The organism is Butyrivibrio fibrisolvens, assembly GCF_037113525.1.
Lineage (GTDB): Bacteria > Bacillota > Clostridia > Lachnospirales > Lachnospiraceae > Butyrivibrio > Butyrivibrio fibrisolvens.
Genome location: NZ_CP146963.1, coordinates 2,753,779 through 2,772,477 on the forward strand (window position 1 = coordinate 2,753,779; position 18,699 = coordinate 2,772,477).

At 38.7% G+C, this 18,699-nt stretch carries 21 protein-coding genes and 1 pseudogene; 2 read left to right on the plus strand and 20 right to left on the minus strand.

Annotated elements, in window-relative coordinates:
* Nucleotides 1-76: 76 nt before the first annotated feature.
* Nucleotides 77-304 (minus strand): HD domain-containing protein, encoded by a 228-nt coding sequence (locus WAA20_RS11475; RefSeq protein ID WP_207649271.1) that lies wholly within the window; start codon nt 302-304, stop codon nt 77-79.
* A 235-nt stretch (nt 305-539) separates the two neighbouring features.
* Here WAA20_RS11475 and WAA20_RS11480 point away from each other — a divergent pair, with 235 nt between their 5' ends.
* Nucleotides 540-2,408 (plus strand): GGDEF domain-containing protein, encoded by a 1,869-nt coding sequence (locus tag WAA20_RS11480; RefSeq protein ID WP_073385956.1) that lies wholly within the window; start codon nt 540-542, stop codon nt 2,406-2,408.
* A gap of 50 nt (nt 2,409-2,458) precedes the next feature.
* Here WAA20_RS11480 and WAA20_RS11485 read toward each other — a convergent pair whose 3' ends face one another.
* The 16 genes and pseudogenes from WAA20_RS11485 to rhuM all read right to left on the minus strand — a co-directional run bounded on the left by WAA20_RS11485 (nt 2,459) and on the right by rhuM (nt 13,728).
* A complete protein-coding gene (locus WAA20_RS11485) occupies nt 2,459-2,914 on the minus strand; it encodes an NUDIX domain-containing protein (RefSeq protein WP_338801036.1) in 456 nt (151 codons plus the stop codon).
* 29 nt (nt 2,915-2,943) lie between these two features.
* Nucleotides 2,944-4,635, minus strand: a complete 1,692-nt coding sequence (locus WAA20_RS11490; protein WP_338801037.1) for a CPBP family glutamic-type intramembrane protease — start codon at nt 4,633-4,635, stop codon at nt 2,944-2,946.
* A gap of 57 nt (nt 4,636-4,692) precedes the next feature.
* On the minus strand, nt 4,693-5,076 hold the full coding sequence (locus WAA20_RS11495) for a VOC family protein (protein ID WP_073385951.1): 384 nt from the start codon (nt 5,074-5,076) through the stop codon (nt 4,693-4,695).
* A gap of 302 nt (nt 5,077-5,378) precedes the next feature.
* Entirely contained in the window at nt 5,379-6,326 is a 948-nt protein-coding gene (locus tag WAA20_RS11500; protein ID WP_073385949.1) for an NmrA family NAD(P)-binding protein, read from the minus strand.
* Between the two features lie 202 nt (nt 6,327-6,528).
* Complete coding sequence (locus tag WAA20_RS11505; RefSeq protein WP_073385947.1) at nt 6,529-6,930, minus strand: hypothetical protein; 402 nt, start codon at nt 6,928-6,930, stop codon at nt 6,529-6,531.
* Nucleotides 6,931-7,153: 223 nt separating this feature from the next.
* Entirely contained in the window at nt 7,154-7,675 is a 522-nt protein-coding gene (locus WAA20_RS11510; protein ID WP_073385946.1) for a GNAT family N-acetyltransferase, read from the minus strand.
* 22 nt (nt 7,676-7,697) lie between these two features.
* Nucleotides 7,698-8,030, minus strand: a complete 333-nt coding sequence (locus WAA20_RS11515; protein ID WP_242951147.1) for a hypothetical protein — start codon at nt 8,028-8,030, stop codon at nt 7,698-7,700.
* 151 nt (nt 8,031-8,181) lie between these two features.
* Nucleotides 8,182-8,373, minus strand: a complete 192-nt coding sequence (locus WAA20_RS11520) for a fructosamine kinase family protein (RefSeq protein WP_081373695.1) — start codon at nt 8,371-8,373, stop codon at nt 8,182-8,184.
* 163 nt (nt 8,374-8,536) lie between these two features.
* On the minus strand, nt 8,537-9,061 hold the full coding sequence (locus tag WAA20_RS11525) for a hypothetical protein (RefSeq protein WP_139263636.1): 525 nt from the start codon (nt 9,059-9,061) through the stop codon (nt 8,537-8,539).
* A 247-nt stretch (nt 9,062-9,308) separates the two neighbouring features.
* Entirely contained in the window at nt 9,309-9,668 is a 360-nt protein-coding gene (locus WAA20_RS11530) for a thioredoxin family protein (RefSeq protein WP_073385941.1), read from the minus strand.
* 12 nt (nt 9,669-9,680) lie between these two features.
* The gene (locus WAA20_RS11535; protein ID WP_073386037.1) at nt 9,681-10,661 is read right to left on the minus strand and encodes a permease; all 981 of its coding nucleotides are present in this window, start codon (nt 10,659-10,661) and stop codon (nt 9,681-9,683) included.
* 44 nt (nt 10,662-10,705) lie between these two features.
* The gene (locus tag WAA20_RS11540) at nt 10,706-11,182 is read right to left on the minus strand and encodes a GNAT family N-acetyltransferase (protein ID WP_330361705.1); all 477 of its coding nucleotides are present in this window, start codon (nt 11,180-11,182) and stop codon (nt 10,706-10,708) included.
* Complete coding sequence (locus WAA20_RS11545; RefSeq protein ID WP_073385940.1) at nt 11,175-11,618, minus strand: MarR family transcriptional regulator; 444 nt, start codon at nt 11,616-11,618, stop codon at nt 11,175-11,177. Before WAA20_RS11545 ends, WAA20_RS11540 begins: the two co-directional genes overlap by 8 nt.
* A gap of 273 nt (nt 11,619-11,891) precedes the next feature.
* Nucleotides 11,892-12,144 (minus strand): annotated as a pseudogene (locus WAA20_RS11550) (zinc ribbon domain-containing protein); the annotation flags it as partial.
* A gap of 18 nt (nt 12,145-12,162) precedes the next feature.
* Nucleotides 12,163-12,684, minus strand: coding sequence for a DUF4256 domain-containing protein (locus WAA20_RS11555; protein ID WP_073385938.1), 522 nt, complete (start codon nt 12,682-12,684; stop codon nt 12,163-12,165).
* Between the two features lie 108 nt (nt 12,685-12,792).
* Nucleotides 12,793-13,728 (minus strand): RhuM family protein, encoded by a 936-nt coding sequence (gene rhuM, locus WAA20_RS11560; RefSeq protein WP_139263634.1) that lies wholly within the window; start codon nt 13,726-13,728, stop codon nt 12,793-12,795.
* Nucleotides 13,729-14,015: 287 nt separating this feature from the next.
* Here rhuM and WAA20_RS11565 point away from each other — a divergent pair, with 287 nt between their 5' ends.
* Nucleotides 14,016-15,191 (plus strand): IS110 family transposase, encoded by a 1,176-nt coding sequence (locus tag WAA20_RS11565; protein ID WP_073385935.1) that lies wholly within the window; start codon nt 14,016-14,018, stop codon nt 15,189-15,191.
* 173 nt (nt 15,192-15,364) lie between these two features.
* On the opposite strand, the gene WAA20_RS11570 is transcribed toward WAA20_RS11565, so the two are convergent.
* From WAA20_RS11570 to WAA20_RS11580, 3 genes are all read right to left on the minus strand, one after another.
* Nucleotides 15,365-15,922 (minus strand): GNAT family N-acetyltransferase, encoded by a 558-nt coding sequence (locus tag WAA20_RS11570; protein ID WP_073385934.1) that lies wholly within the window; start codon nt 15,920-15,922, stop codon nt 15,365-15,367.
* Nucleotides 15,923-16,330, minus strand: coding sequence for an HIT domain-containing protein (locus WAA20_RS11575; protein WP_073385933.1), 408 nt, complete (start codon nt 16,328-16,330; stop codon nt 15,923-15,925). It abuts the gene before it with no gap.
* A gap of 372 nt (nt 16,331-16,702) precedes the next feature.
* Nucleotides 16,703-18,514 carry a DUF3298 and DUF4163 domain-containing protein gene (locus tag WAA20_RS11580; protein WP_073385931.1) on the minus strand — a complete coding sequence of 604 codons (1,812 nt, stop codon included), beginning with the start codon at nt 18,512-18,514 and terminating at the stop codon, nt 16,703-16,705.
* Nucleotides 18,515-18,699: the final 185 nt, after the last annotated feature.

The following is an 18,699-nucleotide window of genomic DNA, read 5'->3' on the forward strand; positions in this document are numbered from 1 at the left end:
ATAGTTCACGTTAATCTTCGAAGTACACTATAATTACCTATCTTTAAAGCAAGCTTTATTTAAACTTAAATATAACTTAACTCCCGCTCTGCTTCTTTGCAGTCTCCAGGACTTCATCAGACACTGCAAAAAAAGCCTTGACTATATCAGGATCAAAATGCGTTCCTGATTCTTCTTTTATGATATCGAATTCTTCAGGTGTAAGTTTACCGGTTTTATTAAGAATCGCATCAGAAATCCTTATCTTACCTATATCATGGAGAGGAGCAGATTTATATATATTTTCACATTTTCGAAAATTCATCTTTTTTACCAATTTTATCCAGGCGCAAAGCGGTTTTCGCTATCACCCCCCGTCTCAAGTGCCTATAAATACTGGATTTTGTTAATACAAAAGCACATACAAAAGTCACAATGCGCTATACTGATTGAAATATTTATCCTGTCTCGATATAAATGTTTTATTAGCATCTTTTTCTCAAAAACATTAAAATAACTATGGGATAATATCATTCTTCTTGTGGGGGAGTTACTGCCATATGATCAACGGGAAAAAAGTTGTCGCACTTTGCACTTATAGAATATATGAGCCTCAGGAATTTGCTTTCATTTCTGAGCTTAGCGAAAATCTAAAAAGTAATAATTGTCATCTTTTTATCTATACCTTAAATTCTGAAATTGGCATTGCTACTGATACTTCACCTGAAATCGAAGTTTTCGATCTGATTCCCTATGACAAGATTGATGTTGTTGTGATCATGAACGAGAAGATCAAGGTTCGTGATGTATCACAGAGTATTATTGACAGAGCATCTTCCAACAATATCCCTGTAGTCGTAGTTGATGGCGAATTTGAAAATGTCAGCATGGTAAGATACGACTATGCCAAGGGCTTTGAAAATGTTGTAAAGCATATCATCGAAGATCACAAGGTCAAAAAGCCTCATTTCATGGCAGGTCATAAAAATAATTCTTTTTCCAATGAAAGACTTGAAGTATTCAAAAAAGTTCTTGCCCAAAACAATATGCCTTTTGATGACAGTATGGTAAGCTATGGCGATTTCTGGGCACTTCCCTGCAGGACTGCAACTCAGGAGATTCTGAAAAGAGACGTACTTCCCGACTCGATCATATGCGCCAATGACATCATGGCCATCAATGTATGTGATGTTCTATCTGAAGCAGGCATCAGAGTTCCTGAAGATGTGATCGTTTCAGGTTTTGACGGGATCGATGAAGCATTCCTCTCAACTCCCGGTATTACTACTGCTGTCTGCGACAATACCGAGCTTGCTAATGCTGTATTTGAATCAGTTATGGAATCTCTATCAGGACATGCGAATGAAACCAAACTCGTAGAGCCTGTTTTCATCCCAAATGAATCCTGTGGATGTCAGAGAAAAGAGCTACATAAAAAGTCAACTGTCAGCGAACTTAATAACCTTTTTTACCATCATGAAGATGAGATTCATGTATATCAGAATATCATCTCCCAGGTCATGACTAACAAGGATGTTCTGCAAAATATCTATTATCTCAAGGCAAACCACGGCAATTATGCTTTGGCTGTAATAGAAAAATCCTGTTTTGACCTGGAGCAAAACTACTTCTATGACGATGTTGAAAAGGGTGACAGGCTAGTTGTATTCGATCCTTACATTGAAGACTACAATCCATATCCATATGATCCTAATACGATCGTTCCACATCTTGATAAGCTTATGGAAAGCGGCGAACCGCTTATTTTCAATAGTCTCGTATATATGGGCAAATGTTGCGGCTTTGTATGCTACGCATATCCAAGAACCATGCTCATCGATTATAACCAGACTTCAAATCTCACCAACTGCTTTGAAATGAGTATTGGCGGCTATGTACTGACCCGTCATCAGAAGTACCTTCGTGACAAGCTTAGCACCATGTATCAGAACGATGCTCTTACCGGCCTGTACAACAGACTTGCTTTCCTATCCAAGATTGATGAGCGAATCCACGCAACCGGCATTCTTGGCAAAAAAGTCAACATAATAATGCTGGATCTTAATGACCTTAAGAAGATAAACGACAATCTGGGCCACATGGCAGGTGACAAAGCCATAAAAGCAGTTGCTACTGCTCTTAAAGACTCTTGCCCTGAAGAAGCTATCTGCGTAAGAACCGGCGGCGATGAAATGCTTGCTCTTCTGATCGGTGATTATGATATCGATGGAATTCTTCCCGAAATAGAAAAAAAGCTGCAGCAATCCAGTGATGAACTTGGCTTTAAAGTTTCTGCCAGCATAGGAACAAGCTCACTTCCTTATAAGCGCGGCGAAGAGACTATCAGTAAAGCTATAGGCCTTGCCGATGAACGAATGTATGTCATGAAGAGAACGATGAAGAACGCAAATAAAAGCACTGCCTCATAAGTGAGGTCAGTGCTTTTTGCTTAGCCACGCAATTCTGATAAAGGAATATCTTATTTTACTGATTTCATCTTTTCAATAAATTTAGTAATAACAGGTCTGATTGGAGGTGAAATCTGATCTATATCAATCTCATCATAGGAAAAGAATCTAAGGTCTGTCATTTCACCATCGACTGATTTGGGCTCTCCGCTCCACTTTCTGCATATATAAATGATCTCAAAGTTGGATACTTCATCGCCGTTTGGATAGATATAATGTGTTTCAGGACCGGAATTGACATAGAAGAATTCAAGTTCTTCTGCGATTAATCCCATTTCCTCTAAAAGTTCTCTTTTGGCGCAGTCTTCGGCATATTCATCAATTTCTACAGATCCGCCAGAATACCCCCACATATGGTTATCGGAACGCTTACCCATAAGTACTCGGCCCTTATCGTCAACGCACATAATGCTCGCTGCACATTGTATTATTGTCTTGTGTCCTACAAGTTTTCGCATTTCAGCCATGTATCCTGTCATTTCTTATCTCGCTTTCTTTATGGTTTTGTCTTTATACAGTTCTTATATTCTTCTCGAATCTTATCTGCCAGTTTAAAGGTTGCATCGCCTGCCAGCTTTGCAGCTTCTTCAAAACACTTTCTTGCCTCATCTTCTTTGCCAAGGCCTTGTTTAGCTTTTCCCAGGCCATAGGTAAGGCTCATTTTTGAGATTCTGTCTTTACGGCCGGCCAGCCTTTGGCTGATCAAAGCTTCTGCCTTTACATAGTCTTTATTTTTCAAGGCAATTTCACCGGTAAGTCCAATGATAATATCCCTGGAATTTTTGGCTGTTATGCCTTTATTATTTCCGACAAGTTCTTTTATCTTCTCCAAACACTTCTCAGCTTCTTCGACATTGTCCTTGCCAATTGCTATCGCACCTTTATAATATTCACAACCCGCAAGCTGATATGCTCTACCTTTGGTGCTCTCTTGCATTAAATCAATCTTTTCAAGTGCCGTGTCATATTCCTGTTCGTAAATGAATGAAGCCACATAGAAATTAGTGAAATAAAAATACTTTGTGATCTTACCTCTATAGAATTTGCGATTGCCTTGAAGTTTTTCAAATACTTCTATATATTTTTGAGGCTCCAGGTCTTCAGACAAAATCTTACCCAAAATCAGTTGGCATCTAATCTCCCTACGTAAAAGAAGGACGACTATCAATCCAAAAAGCGAATAACTCCAGACTTTAATAAAAAGATTAACTGAATAAACCCTTATCAGATCCAGCCACGGCATATCATAAGTCAATTCCAAATAATATAAATAACCTGATTCACTAAAAGCGCTAATAATAAATAGTAGTAGTGTTCCAACTATCAATAATCCTATTGAAATAAGATATTTTCTCAGTGTTCTTCTTTTATACTTGCAAAAAAATTCTGCCGCATCTTTTGAACTTAACCCTTTGACATCTATTTTTTTAGATTCGGAAGCTATGACACATGCAAGTCTGATACATGTCAGACTGCATATAACGCTAACCAGCGGCCAAACATATGGTGACAACTGCGCTCCAGTGTTTATAAGTGCATGAGTCATAACACAAAGCCACAGACTTCCTGACTTTTTGTAAATGACCGAAAGTATAAAGCAATTAGTAAGAAGTCCTATCAGGAAAAATACAATTTCTTTACCCGAATAAAAATAGATACTTCCATCAATGCAGAAATATAAGATATGCCATACACTCCAGGCAAGGAAAGTTATGAAAGTCGAAACTTTGTATGAGAATCTCTTCTCCATTTCAGGCTGGAAGGTGTATCGCCATCCGATTTCTTCTATTCCGCCAAAGAGAATTGCCTTTAGGAAAATAAGAAAAGGAGTAACCGGACTGTCAATTTCAAACCCTAATCCCGTTATTACTCCAACAAAGTCCAGGAAGAGAAACAGTATCACAAGCAGGTAAAATATTGGTGGCTGCTTAATAGAAAAGAAATCTGATACTATATCTTTTATACTTTTATTATTGTATTTGTATTGAAACCGTGCTCCAAAGAAAGCTGTTGAAATGCCTCCCAGTGCTATAAGAATAAGTCCTACTGGAGATGTGTAACCAAGTTCTATACCTATAGAATCCAGCATCACTGCTACGATAGCAACGATCAAAGCCAGCACAAGTGATGGCATCAGGTATGCGCTGTAAATTTTTTTATTATCATAATTCATTATTACATGATCCATTCTTTAAAAATTTTTTCTTTTCGCTTTTCAATTCATTCTCTAGTAATATCTTTATAATCATTCAGTAATCTCAACCTGATTGCCTTCAATTCCTATGATGCAGCTTTCATAGTAACCATCGCCTGTAGTTCTTGGCCCGCTTACCACTTCGAACCCATCGTCTTTTAATCTCTTAGTAAGATCGTCAACAGCCTCTTTACTGCCTACAGAAAAAGCAATATGAATATATCCGGTTCTGTTTAGTGGCTTGTCTATATCTAATAATCCAGGTTTATTCATTAGTTCAAGCCTTGCTCCGTCATCAAAACTAATGAAGTAGGAGCGAAAATCAGTTGTTTTATTATGGTAGCCATCATTAGACTTACCACCAAGGTACTTCACAAAAAATTCTCTGGCTGCCTCTAAGTCATTAACATACATCGCTATATGCTCTATCTTCATAATCGTTCCCTGCCCTCCCAACAAGATAATCATATAGATAGTAATATAACACAAAGAGAATGGCATATTCCAGCAATTAGCAGGTAATAAATGGTTTCGAGTCTTCAAAAGTATTAAAAAAGTCAAGAGCTTGATAAATGGAACCTTATATTCTTCTTGGGATCCACATGTCCCCGCGAAGCGAGTTTGGATCCCGGAATATAAGATTCCAGATATCATGCCTTGACTTTATAATACTTTTGAGACAAGAAAACCATTTATTACCTGCTAATGGCTGAAATTTTCCGGCATAGATGTATTTTCTATTTCTTATCCTTGGAGTGACGCTCTCCGATCTGGAAATCATCACTATGAGCGAACATGTACTCTACTGTGATCGGATCATCACCTGTAAGTTTCTTGAAATCGTCCGTGTGAACCGCCATCTTGCCTTCACGGATTGCCTGAGCAAATGTTACCATACCATCACTTGAGAATGGAGCTTCGCTGCCCTTTTTAAACAGGCCGTCTGTAGTTCTTGGTACGCCCATTGCATCGAAGATCTGATAATTCTCTTCATCAGTAACTTCTTTATAACTGATATTATTACCGGTCTGCTGATTTCCGATATTAACAAACTGAGTGATCGTCATAAGCTCTTTTCCGTTGATATCAAGAGTAGCATGATCATACTCAGATGCACGGTGAAGAGCATAGGCTACTGCCTTAGCACAGTCTTTTCTTGAAATATATGCCATAAGGCCATCGCCCTGGCTGTTTGTAAGCGGTGCGTTTGCATGTACATAGGTAAAATAGTTGGTTATCATAGCTTCAGCATACTGGGAATTACGCAGGAAGATATAATCAAGCCCAGCCTCTTTTACGTAATTCTCTGTGAAAATATGATCTTTCTTTTCAACTGAAGGATTGGTCTCATCTCCTGCATTTACAAGTGATGTATAAATGATTTTCTTAACGCCTGCCTTCTTGGCTGCATCTACAGCATTCCTATGGGCACTCTGTCTTTTCTCTCCAACAAAAGGCATTGAAATAAGTGCAAGAACATCTGCTCCTTTGAATGCCTCTACAAGTCCATCAGGATAATTGAAGTCTGTAACATGAGTCTCTACGCCCTGCTCGGCAAACTTCTTAAGAGAATCCTCACTATAGCCACAGAAGATCAGATTGCTCTTGTCTTCCAGTGTCAGAAGCACTCTTGCAGCCTCAGCGCCGAGATTACCGTCCACGCCTGTTAATAGTAACTTGCCCATATGGAATTACCTCCTTTGCATAATTAATGTAAAGCATATCAGTGATCTTTACGTTTTTAGCATACGTTATTACGTTTACACAATAATATATTATCACATTTACGTTAATTGTCATAATTCAGCAACTCAGCGTTAAGTTCGAGTAATACAAAAAAGGAATGGCATATTTCATCCATTCCCGTTACCACAAACGTCATATATATTACAACAAGGTATTAACTATCACATGCTGTAAAAGCTGTGAAAGTACCAGAGACGCGCAAATAGCGACTACACTCATCCCCCAGAACGTCCCCTTACTATATTTGAATTCCTTCCAGCATTTATATATTCTAAACAGCGCTATTAAGTAGAACGCAATAAACGGAACCATCACAAGCGCAAACACCTGATAGCAACATAACATTAAAATGAAAAGCCCCACTATCGTTCCTGCCCACAGTTTTAAAAGTGAATCTTTAGGATGCTTATCAGTAATCTCCAATGTTTTCTGAGATATCTCATCAACATCTACAAAGATTTTCTTAAAGTTAATCGTAAAACGACCTTGATAGTCCTTTAACTTTTTTGCTTCAAAATCAGCGTCTTCGCCCCAGTTGCCCATATGATTCAACCTCCAGTATAATTGCTATTTTCACTTCTTATTTTATAAAATCAACAAACAATATACTCTTCAAAACAAAGCGTACACTGCCCAAATACTGCTATTTTTCACCAAAAAAGCAGCTACCTCGATTGAGATAACTGCTATGTAACGTTCAATATTCAATTAGGTCGACAAATTTTGATTTGTCATCATCTATAAAACCTGGAATATATTTTCCCTATTATCTTTTTACCACGTAGAATCTGTATAGTTCTTCTTTCTCGTCATCGATGTCCTTATACATCTTAGTTTCCATCAATTTAAATCCACATTTTTCAGCCGCCTTCCAAGATGGTACGTTTGCATCCTTGATTGTCGCTATTATCTCCCTCTCATCATAATGATTGAAGAAGTATGAAATATACTCATTCACAGCCTCACTGACATATCCATTTCTTCGGTAGGCGGTCCCAACAAAATAGCATATCCCAATTTTACCCGTGTCCTCATAATACGTACATCCAACGTTTCCGATCACTTCACTTGAAGACTTGAGTATTATGGTACACGGTATATAATCGACTCTCGGATCATCCTTTTCTGTTAGTTCAACAGCCTCATTTATCCATTTCTCCGCCCAACCAGAAAAATTCTCATCAAATCCTATTTCGGAAAGACTGCCATCCTTAGCCATTTCAGCATATGCTTTTTCATCTCCACGCTGAATGGATCTTATAATCGTTCTATCTGTTTCAATATACATTTCTTTTCTCCACCTTAGCCGATTATCCGTCAATGGCAGGCAATACCTTTTGCTCGATAAAATCCACTCTGTCAAATATCCTCGGCTTAAACGTACCTGTCACTCCAACAGATACTTTTTTCTCTTTGTTTATATAGATGATATTTCCGCTGTCACCAATCGCCGCATATACCTCTTTATCATCATAGGGTTTGTACCATAAGTAGCCATAGTTCATGAAGCCAAACCGTTCGCCTAGCTTGAGATGGGGAGAAAGCATATCTTTCAGATATTCTTCTGAGATTATTCTATTTCCGTTATACAGGCCATCATTCAACACCATAGCGCCGATTACAGACATATCTTTCGCTGACATACATAATCCCCAGCCCGCAGTAACGCAGCCCCGAGGGTCGCTGTACCATTCATATTTCCTTGGATTCTTATTCATGAAAAAATCAAACTGATCTTCTTTGGAGCTGTCTCCATGCGCTATTCGCTCAGGAAGGTTCAACGGCACAAACAGATTATTGTTGGCAAAATCTATGCAGGTCCCTTCTGTCGCGATATCCCGGCACCTGATCGATTACACTAAAATACGATTCATAAAACCGTCTGTCAAAACCGCCAAAAAGCTCAGTCATGGCAATATCAGCTTCATTACATCCTACATAGACCGCCGGATCAATCAGCAGTGGGTCACCTTTTTCATCCGTCATGAAATTTCCCGACCACAGGTCTCCGTGCAAAAGAGCCGGTTTTTCAGGCTCAAATAAGTACCTGTCAAGATTATCAAGATCATTATGCCCTCCGGGTTACGTATATATGACCTGCTCCAAATATGACTGCAGATACTATCAACGGGATATTAAGCATGGTTATTCAGCTTAATAAAAACAAGGCTGTGGGAATAATTGCAAGTGCCATTTGTTTCCAACATTCCTGCTTTTCAGAATACAGAAACCATATAACCCAATAAGAAACCATAAGTACAAGATTTCCCAGAAAATAAACAGCGGTCACAAAACCGGACAAAAAGCCGGTCACGGCAAAATCCAAAATAATGATCATAAAAAGCATGCATGCATAACGGCCTATCTGTTCCATGACATTCATGAACATATTAGTAGACTTGTTTTCCGGATGTTTGTTCTGTAATGCATACTTAATATTCGGAATAAGCAATAATACTACCATTTCAAGGCCAAATATGTTCAGCCAATCCAAGTCTAACAGTCCTCTCAAGAAAGCATATATGGGATCATATCCTCCCCTTGATTCGCAGAAGCTTATATACCCTTTTACTACAATCGTTAATCCGGTTATGATCGGAAATCCGGCTGTGATCCCCGCTATAAAAGAAACTGCAGAGGCAACCAGGAGACTGCTCTTTTTGTCCTCTTTCAAATAACTCACCACCCATTTATACATCAGGAGCACAAGAAAGACAGTACAAAAGAAAATCGAAACAAACGAAAGAACATATGCATATGCAAATAATCATACTACAATCCTTGGTACAATCACAAACTGATATTGATTTATATCTTTAATAAATGTATAGTCAGAAAAAGGAAGCAACCAATCTGATTGCTCCCTCATAAATCTAAATTATCATAGAATCCCCATATTTACAGAAAAAATTTCAAACTCTTCACAATCCTCTAACGTCTTTCAAAATCTTTACGACTTCGTGTTTCTTAAGTACTTTACCATAAGATACAACCTTACCATCTACAACCAATGCAGGTGTTGTCATAACTCCATAGGCGGCTATTTTTTCATACTCTTTTACATGTTCGATGATCGTATCCATACCAAGTTCCGTTAGTGCCTCAATAACTGCTGCTTCTAGCTCATTACACTTTGCACAGCCTCCGCCAAGGATCTTTACTCCTTTTAGACTTTTTTCTTCTTCCGCAGCCTGCATGTTTTCCGTAGTACAATTGCATGCGCAGCAACATGAAGTCTTTTTCTCCTCTTCTTTTTTCTTAGCAAAACTAAATAAAGCCATTTTCTTTTCCTCCTACAGAATCATCCCTTGCATTAGATTAAACAGATATCCTACTATTACAATTCCAACTACACACATGGTAATGAAAACAATCAGAAGCTTTGTTTTGATCGCTTTCTTTAGCATGATTAGTGACGGAAGAGAAAGCGTAGTCACACCTAACATAAATGCAAGCACAGTTCCAAGCTGAGCCCCCTTATATAGTAATGCCTCAGCAATAGATATAGTTCCGAAAGTATCAGCATACAGCGGAATACCAACTATGGTAGCCAGCATCACACCAAATGAATTCTTTCTACCAAGTATTCCTTCGACAAAGCTTTGTGGTATCCAGTTATGTATTACAGCTCCAATTCCTACACCTATGACAATATATGGAAAAACTTTTTTTAAAGTCTCAAGCACCTGATCCTTTGCATAGATAAGGCGTTCCTTCTGTGTAAGGGATGGTGAATCAATGTCTACAGCAGACGCCTTTCGAATAAACTCTTCTACCTGATCTTCCATGTGAAGCTTCTCTATTAAAGTCCCTCCGATTACTGCGACCACAAGTCCCAGCATAACATAGATAATCGCCACCTTTGTACCAAAGATGCTCATAAGAAGAATCAGACTTCCAACATCTACCATAGGCGAAGATATCAGAAACGAAAAAGTCACACCAAGAGGGAGTCCGGCACTGGTAAATCCAATGAATAGAGGAATTGAGGAACAGGAGCAAAAAGGTGTCACGGTTCCCAAAAGTGCTGCAATACAGTTTGCCCAAATACCATGAAAATGCCCTAAGATTTTCTTACTTCTTTCCGGTGGGAAATAGCTTTGAATATAAGAAATCAAGTAGATAAGAACACACAAGAGAATTGTTATCTTTATTACATCATATAAAAAGAACTGTATTCCGCCTCCCAGTCTTGATTCTAAATCAGCTCCTATTAACGAAAGGAAATCACCTATCAGTTCATTTAGCCACTTCATTCCAAGTATCTGTTTCATAAAAAAATCGCCTATCACTTTCAACACCTACCACTTTCTTCACCTTATGAAGCTCTATATTCCATCAAGGTTGTATTCTGCCATTCTCCAAATCTGTCCTTCGCAATTCTTTCTCTATATCCGATTTCTCTAAAACCACACTTCTTATGTAATGCGATACTTGCCTTGTTAATAGAGATTATTGCTGAATATATACTCCAAAATCCTGCCTTTTCTGACCTTTTAATTAACTCATTTACAAGTGCAGTTCCAACGCCATGTCCTCGGTATTCTTGATCAACATAGATGCTCATTTCAACGCAGCCCTTATAAACGCATCTGCTTGATGTGGGACTGATTGCAACCCAGCCGATCACCTTACCATCTTCTTCATATACAAATCTGCAATCCTTAATATGTCCCTTATCCCATTCCTCGAAACTAGGACACTCTGTATTAAAAGTTGCTGTACCGCCTTCCATCCCCTGCTTGTAAATCTCTGATACTCTTTCCCAGTCATTATCAATCATTGGTCTAATCACAACATTTGTCCTCCACTTTATCGCATGCTTCGTTATATATTCTTAATGCTTCAAGAACCTGGTCTTGCTTATCTTTTGGAATTCTTGAGAACACTTCTTTGAACTTCTCATACATATCATTCTCGATCTTATTGAAACGAGCTTCTCCCTCTTTGGTCAGTGTAAGAACAACGCTTCTACGATCTGTTTTAGAAGGTTCTCTAATGACAAAACCTTTTTGCACAAGTTCTTCTACAGCTCTACTTACTGCACTTTTATCAAGTTTTAGTACTTTTGCCAATTCTTTTACACAGATTCCGGGACTACGTCCAATCTCAACTACAAGAAAGCACTGAGAAGTGGTAACAAGGCACTTACAACAATCCGTAGTATTCATATTATCAAGATTACGCTCCAGTTCTCTGGTATATTCTCGAAACACTTTTACTTTATCCATAGTCAAACCTCCTTTTGAATATAAATGATAATATCAATTGTTGCTATTGTCAACTATTATATTTAAAAATAGACCAGTACAATCTGGGTGACCCCAGTGTACTGGCCTATGTAAGGTTCTAAGTTTGAAAATGTCTCTCTTTCCAGCTTAGAATACCGAGATATTGATTTAGTTTCCATCAAAAGGCTTTGACATTTACGTTTTTTATCCATGTCAAAACCACTTAACATGCCGTAAATTAGGAATATCTACACACTTTTATAATCTTATGATTCATCTTTTCTTATAAAGGACAAGTTCCGGATTTGCTCCCTCGGCCTCATATGTGCATATCATTATGAAATCCATATTTGCAAGGATCCCAAAACATCTGTCTGCGCTAAACTCTGACATAAGTTCCATCAGCATAGCACCATTTACAGTAATCCTCATTAAGAGAGCCGTCTTTGTTTCTGCCAATAATCGAATCTTCCAGTGGCATGCCACAACACTGGCATATCAGCTTGCGTGGTGAACCCAGATATGTGTACTGTTCTATGTCTAATTATATAAGCGTATAACCTCTGAACCCGCGCACGGAATAGTACGAATCCGCCCCGTTATGGAATGTGAAAACCATTCCGTAACGTCGTTCGCAGAACAATGCACCGCCCTTGTCGCGAATATCATCCGGCGTAGTGATCCAACTTGACGTTTTCAAATCAAATTCCCCGAGACTTTGCAGTCGGCGATAGAGTTCCTCCGTCATGATCAAAACGCCGATTTCTTTTGCTTTCCATTCGGCGCTGCCTGACGGCGGGTTTTTAGCACGCCCCTGTAATGCCTTTTCGTCATAGCACAGGCTTCTGCGCCCAGAAGGAGACTCCTTTGCGCAGTCGCAGAAAATTAGCTTTCCCGTCTTTTCGTCATAGCCGATGGTATCCGGTTCTCCGCCGCTCTCCTCCATCCTTCTCAAAACGTCCATGGAGCCCGGATGCTCAAGCAAACGTTTCTCCACGTCAAGCCAACTCAGTTCCATATGAAGATTCTTATTATCCTGAAACCTCGCTTTTAATATTTCTAACATGGTTTCCCCTCCAATCCCTCGATTTAACATGCTTCGAGCAAGCGACAATTCAATTCATACACTGCTGTTTTATTGGAATCCCATTACCTCCACAACCTGCCGATTTGCCTACATCTTCAATAAATTCATGACTAATGTTGTCATGATATCTTTTTCTTCTGGATTTGATTCTGCAATCATAAGTGTAATAGCAACGAGAGCTCCATCGCTAATGACTTTTTGACCATCTCGTATTAACGCATCATTTTTGTCTAAGAACTCTAGAAAAAGTGATGCTGCTATTCTCTTGCATCCATCAGCAAATGGATGATCCTTTATCATAAAGTACAAAAGATTTGCAGCCTTTTCTTCTAATGATGGATATACCTCACCGCCAAATACATCTTGATATACTGCTGCAAGAATTCCTTCTACTTTTCCAGCTTCTTTTTCTACGCCAAATACATCTGAACTAAAACTGTCCTCCATATGATTAATCATATTTCTACAATCGTCATATGTAATTCGATATACCGGCTTATTTCCTTCCGGTTTACTCAGTGACTGATGATCATACTGATCCAAAAGAAGCAGTGCATCTGTATAAAGATTAACCGCTCTAAGGACTTCTGCTTCCTCAATATCTAACGTATTTGCAATAATCTTTGATTGAATCTCAACGGTTTTATTCAAAGCAGCTAAACGTTTTTCATTTACTGCATAGCCTTTCATGATGTATTGTTTTAAAACATCATTAGCCCATCGTCTAAATTCTATACCACGTTTGGATTTTACACGATAACCAACAGAAATAATCATGTCCAAACTGTAATGTTCAACATTGTAGCTTTTTCCATCACTAGCAGTTGTCGCAAAATTTGCGACAACTGAATTATCAAGTTCTTCCTTTAATGCATTATTAATATGCTTACCAATTGTCTTAACATCTCGATCAAATAAATCCGCCATTTGTTGTCTGTTAAGCCAAACATTTCCCTTATTCACTGGAACAGAAAGCTTTATCTCCTGATCCTTTGTTTCAAATAATACTATTTCATTTTTCAAATCTTCACGTATAATCCAATCATGTTAGAAAAGTGATTGGATTATTCCTTTCTCCCAGGTTCTCTGGGCTATTTCTAATCCTTTTCTGATATATTTATTTAGGCACTGTGGATCTGTTTCTAAATCGATACAGCTTTGACTGGTATGAGGTGACTCAGACCACAGCTTTTCGTCTAATACTGGTAATTAGTTTGTTAACGCTTGACGTTTAGATTTACGTGATTACACAGTCGATCTCTCTGTGGTAGACAACAGTGCCAACTATAATAATCAGGAGGTTATATCTAATGTCTATGTACTTTGCTGGAATTGATATTTCCAAGTACAAACATGATTGCTGCATTATAGCTGCAGCCGATCAATCTGTAGTTGCTAAATTCACTTTTAAAAACAATAAAGAAGGATTTGATCAACTGCTCACAACTATTAACTCTTTATCCTCACCCGAGGACATAAGAATAGGGTTTGAATCAACATCTCATTATGCCCTGAATCTTGAGCTTTTCCTTGAAAACGCCTCGCTAACGTTCATGGAAGTAAATCCAGTCTTGATATCGGAATATAAAAAATCGACCACTCTAAGGCGTACAAAAACCGATTCTGTTGACTGTGAATCCATTGCTCGATGGTTAATGACTGTTGAGTACAAACCCCATTCAAAAGGATTTTATCACGCTTATTCCTTAAAGTCATTAACTCGTCTCCGTGACAGGCTTGTTCGTCAAAGATCATTATATCTTGTTAAACTCACAAATGTTCTTGATCATACATTTCCGGAGTTCAAGCCATTCTTTAATGAACGTTTTTCTAAAACAGCTCTATATCTATTAGAAAACTACGGTTCTGCTGAAAACATGTCTGCCATGAATGAAACTGACTATAATGAAATCCGTTGTGTATCTCATGGTAAGTTTTCTCCTCAACAATTCCTTGAGTTGAAGCGTTTAGCTACTGATACTGTTGGCATCAATAATTCCATATTTGATGTCGAACTTGAAAGCTTACTGTCCCTCTACAAATCCTTGGTCAAAGAAATCAATACGCTTGAGAGTGAGATTATCAGGCTCATAAACGAAGTCCATCCACACTTTATGACCATTCCAGGAATTGGTCCTATTTCTGCTGCAGTAATCTACGCAGAATACGGAGATATTTCCAACTTTTCATCTCCTGCACAAATGCTTGCTTTTGCCGGGATTGAACCAAGTGTAAATGATTCAGGAACTGAATCTCACGGCGGAAAGATGGTAAGGCACGGATCATCTCCATTGAGATATGTCTTGCTAAACTGCTGTCTTCCTTTAATTCGCTTCGATATGACTTTTGCAACTTATTATGCCAAGAAGCGTCATGAAGGTAAGCCTCATCGGGTAGCTATAACCCACGTTGCAAAGAAACTTTTACGAGTTATCTTTGCTTTAGAAAAGCAAAACATAGACTTCAATTCTCAAAAACTTCGCTAATATCAAATGTCATGACCCCCGGTCACCATCTGAAATACGGTGTATTCAGATGTTTTATTAAAGTTACCCTCAAGTCAATAAATTCAAAATTTTCTCTAAAACCTATTGACTACTAATAGTTTGTCACCTCTATAAATTTGAAGTTATCGAGCTCTTTCTCTTATGAAAGAGCACTACAAACTGCCGATTTGTATTTCTAAGTTAAAAACATCAATCCAGTATCTACGGATTGGCTCATCATCACCATCAATAGTAACTGTATTTTCTTGTATTCCTCCGCACTTTTCTATAGTCTTCCATGAGCCTCTATTGTTTTCATGAGCACCCAGTAATACTTTGTATATTTTCTTTGCTTTTGCCTCTTCGAGCATCATTTTAAGAACTTCAGTGGCATATCCTTTTCTTCTCTCACTAGGGCGGATTCCATATCCGATATGTCCCCAAGTATTTAAGCCTTCGCATGTCAAATAATGCCTCAAACTCGATGCTCCAACTAACTTTCCGCTCTCATCTACTACAAAGAACGATGTTGTGGCACTGAATCTTTTATCAACAATTCCATGCTCGCAGTCATCCAGCATTTTTATAAACTTCTCGAAATCTTCTATAGACTCGAAAGGTTTATCCAAAAACCATGGTGCGATCTGTGTGCCACTCTCGCACCACTCTTCCATCATCTCGTTGAACTGCTCAAAATAGATCAAGTCAGGCTTTGCCAAATATAGTCTCATTTATTCTTTAACCTTTACCTTCTCGAATATAGCTTGAATATTTTCCTTTGCTCCTTCAAATTTTGGCCATGCATCTATCCCATCACCTGTTTTTCTAGGAATTATATGAATATGAAAATGAGGCACTGACTGTCCGGCACTTTCATCGCTGGCATTAAGTAAATTAACACCGTCATATCCGCATCTCTCAGTCAGATGGTTTGAAACCGTTTTTACAGTCTGTGTAACCGCAGAAAGAGTATCGGCATCGCAATCCAAAATGTTCTTACAGTGTTTCTTAGGAATAACCAGTATATGACCATCCACATCCTTTGCTATATCCATGAACGCAAGCGTCTCATCGTTCTCATATATTCTTAGCCCCTGTATTTCACCCGAAGCAATCTTACAAAAAATACACTCTTCCATTACTTATTCCTCTTCACAATAATAACCTGGTTTTTTTATAACTCATTGAAATCTGGTGCTATATCCTTATCCCAGACTTCTGATTTCCAGTCGTTTTCTGGAATATCTTTAATTGGTACGTGTGGCATATTACCCCCTACAACTGCCGATTTGTTAATTTAAATTACCTTATAAGCTTATCACATCTTATATTTTAAAATAGATGATATTTTAAAAATAATTGACTGACATAAGAGATTCATCCGCGTTCTCTCCTATCATTTCAATTATTTCTCTATTCCGTTCAAGCAAAAGCGCCACATTCCAGTTGCTATCAGCTGAAATGTGGCGCTTATTCTTTCCTGCTTTCAAAATATTTTTTCCAAAATAATTCTAACCAAAACATTTAAGGCCTTCAAAGAGGTCTCCTATCTTTCCTTCAGGAATTGTTCCTGAATCAAATTCCTCATATGTAAGTCTTACGATTCTGCCATCATCAAGATAGAGGTCCATATAAGATTCCGCATCAGTTCTATAAGGGACAAAATGCTGGCCCTTTGGAATCGTAACGCCTTGCTCCAGCACTTCTCCATTAGTATCAACAACATCCACTTTGATGTCTGCCTTGGAGTATGCTTCTTCGCTTCCAATTAATATGTAATGGAACTCACTTATCTCCTTGGGAAGCCCGTCAGCGCCAACTTCGTAATCACCATAGCATATATATGATCCGAAGTTCTGACCAAGGTGCCCCAGGCGCATGTCATATGGATCTGTCAGAATTGGCGCTAGATGATATCCGTCATCAGATCCGCTATACAGCTGATAATAGCCCTGGGTATCTACAAGCTTGACATCGCCTGTGATATCAAATACAACCAGCCATAGGTGATCACTTTCTGTGGGGACAAAAAGGTATACATATTCGCGACCATCTGCGGTTACAACTCTGTATATATCAAAGTCATTTTCATCATTTACATAAAAGCCGCCGTCGACCTGGGCAGACTTGCCGTCTTTGACAAGCTCGAATTTACTGGAGACCATATCGCCTTGGTAGCCATCATACGGTGTATATCTAAAGTGCAAATCCGGATTATTATCATAATCATATTCATCCGCTATAAAGTATATTCTGTCTTTGTAGATATAGTCAGTATTTTGGGCCGGAACAAATTTTTCTTTTATCATATCAGGATATTCATCATATCCGATGACTACATCCTGCATTCCGTCGCTATATGAGCCAAGTTCATATGGATTGAAGATCACATGAAGTCCGTCATAGGCAAAATACCATTTGTACCCAAATTCATATACTTCGTTATCCGGGTCATATTCCGCATCAAACTTCAAATCCTCAAGTGCCTCATCGATATATTGGAACTGATCGTCAGATTCAGCCAGGGCAAGGATCTCATCTTTAAGGACTTCTTCAAACTCTTCCTCATCAGTGTCAAGAACATCGGAGATATCAAGCATCTCACCTGTCTCTACATCATAGTTATCTCCTGCTGCTCCGTACATTCCATGGGCCCCGCCGGTATATTCACTGGAATAGTTGTATACGCTTAGAACAGCATCATCTATTCTCGTTACTGATACAAAGTAGTCTTCCGTATATGGTCCCCAAAAGCTGTATCCGCCTTCAGCTGCTTCTTCAAGCATCTGACGGGCTTCATCTGCCATGTTATTGGCATAACCATCTGTTTGGGCCATAGATTCTCTGGCATAGGAATTGACAGCTTCATATAACTGGGGATAATCTTCCTCCCATTCATCGTCCATCATCAGGAATTGGTAACTGCCTTCAAACAGGATGCCATTAGAATAATCCACTGAGTTTTCATTGGATTCGTCAAAAGTGGCATCGCCATCGTATCGTATTGAGTAATCTTTGTATGCAATTGAAAATGTCGGTGTCTTTGCTGTTCCTTCTGTGGAAGTATCATCGGAACTGTCATCAGAACTATTCTTAGAAGTGTCCTTTGAAGTGGCCTTGGAACTGTCATTGGAGCTGTCATTAGAATTATCTTCAGTGATATCCTGATCTAAGTCTCTGGCTGTTTCAGTTTGATTGGCAGTGCTTTTTTGTGAGCCGCCTAGCTCTATTGTTGATCCAAGGTTTTCGGGCACAGAACACCCTGTAAGTGCTGTTGCCATCAATACTATGCTTAGTACCGCGGTGGTTGTTTTTATTTTCATGTTGTCTCCTATTCTCGTTCGATGTGTAAACGACTTAAGGTGGTTATAATGTCGTTTGCGGCATTTTGATAGAGTATAGCATTAACGGTTTTCTTTGTGTTGGAAATACGATAGAAGGTAGTCTTTAGCGGATAGATGACGCATTAAAGGAATGACGTGAATCCCACTACTCGGTAGCAATGGGC

What these genes read in the sequence shown, in the direction of transcription:
- WAA20_RS11475 (WP_207649271.1), bottom strand. Translation starts at nt 304, where the DNA reads ATGAATTTTCGAAAATGTGAAAATATATATAAATCTGCTCCTCTCCAT.
- WAA20_RS11480 (WP_073385956.1), top strand. Translation starts at nt 540, where the DNA reads ATGATCAACGGGAAAAAAGTTGTCGCACTTTGCACTTATAGAATATAT.
- WAA20_RS11485 (WP_338801036.1), bottom strand. Translation starts at nt 2,914, where the DNA reads ATGGCTGAAATGCGAAAACTTGTAGGACACAAGACAATAATACAATGT.
- WAA20_RS11490 (WP_338801037.1), bottom strand. Translation starts at nt 4,635, where the DNA reads ATGGATCATGTAATAATGAATTATGATAATAAAAAAATTTACAGCGCA.
- WAA20_RS11495 (WP_073385951.1), bottom strand. Translation starts at nt 5,076, where the DNA reads ATGAAGATAGAGCATATAGCGATGTATGTTAATGACTTAGAGGCAGCC.
- WAA20_RS11500 (WP_073385949.1), bottom strand. Translation starts at nt 6,326, where the DNA reads ATGGGCAAGTTACTATTAACAGGCGTGGACGGTAATCTCGGCGCTGAG.
- WAA20_RS11505 (WP_073385947.1), bottom strand. Translation starts at nt 6,930, where the DNA reads ATGGGCAACTGGGGCGAAGACGCTGATTTTGAAGCAAAAAAGTTAAAG.
- WAA20_RS11510 (WP_073385946.1), bottom strand. Translation starts at nt 7,675, where the DNA reads ATGTATATTGAAACAGATAGAACGATTATAAGATCCATTCAGCGTGGA.
- WAA20_RS11515 (WP_242951147.1), bottom strand. Translation starts at nt 8,030, where the DNA reads ATGTCAGCGAAAGATATGTCTGTAATCGGCGCTATGGTGTTGAATGAT.
- WAA20_RS11520 (WP_081373695.1), bottom strand. Translation starts at nt 8,373, where the DNA reads ATGACGGATGAAAAAGGTGACCCACTGCTGATTGATCCGGCGGTCTAT.
- WAA20_RS11530 (WP_073385941.1), bottom strand. Translation starts at nt 9,668, where the DNA reads ATGGCTTTATTTAGTTTTGCTAAGAAAAAAGAAGAGGAGAAAAAGACT.
- WAA20_RS11535 (WP_073386037.1), bottom strand. Translation starts at nt 10,661, where the DNA reads ATGAAACAGATACTTGGAATGAAGTGGCTAAATGAACTGATAGGTGAT.
- WAA20_RS11545 (WP_073385940.1), bottom strand. Translation starts at nt 11,618, where the DNA reads ATGGATAAAGTAAAAGTGTTTCGAGAATATACCAGAGAACTGGAGCGT.
- WAA20_RS11555 (WP_073385938.1), bottom strand. Translation starts at nt 12,684, where the DNA reads ATGTTAGAAATATTAAAAGCGAGGTTTCAGGATAATAAGAATCTTCAT.
- WAA20_RS11565 (WP_073385935.1), top strand. Translation starts at nt 14,016, where the DNA reads ATGTCTATGTACTTTGCTGGAATTGATATTTCCAAGTACAAACATGAT.
- WAA20_RS11570 (WP_073385934.1), bottom strand. Translation starts at nt 15,922, where the DNA reads ATGAGACTATATTTGGCAAAGCCTGACTTGATCTATTTTGAGCAGTTC.
- WAA20_RS11575 (WP_073385933.1), bottom strand. Translation starts at nt 16,330, where the DNA reads ATGGAAGAGTGTATTTTTTGTAAGATTGCTTCGGGTGAAATACAGGGG.
- WAA20_RS11580 (WP_073385931.1), bottom strand. Translation starts at nt 18,514, where the DNA reads ATGAAAATAAAAACAACCACCGCGGTACTAAGCATAGTATTGATGGCA.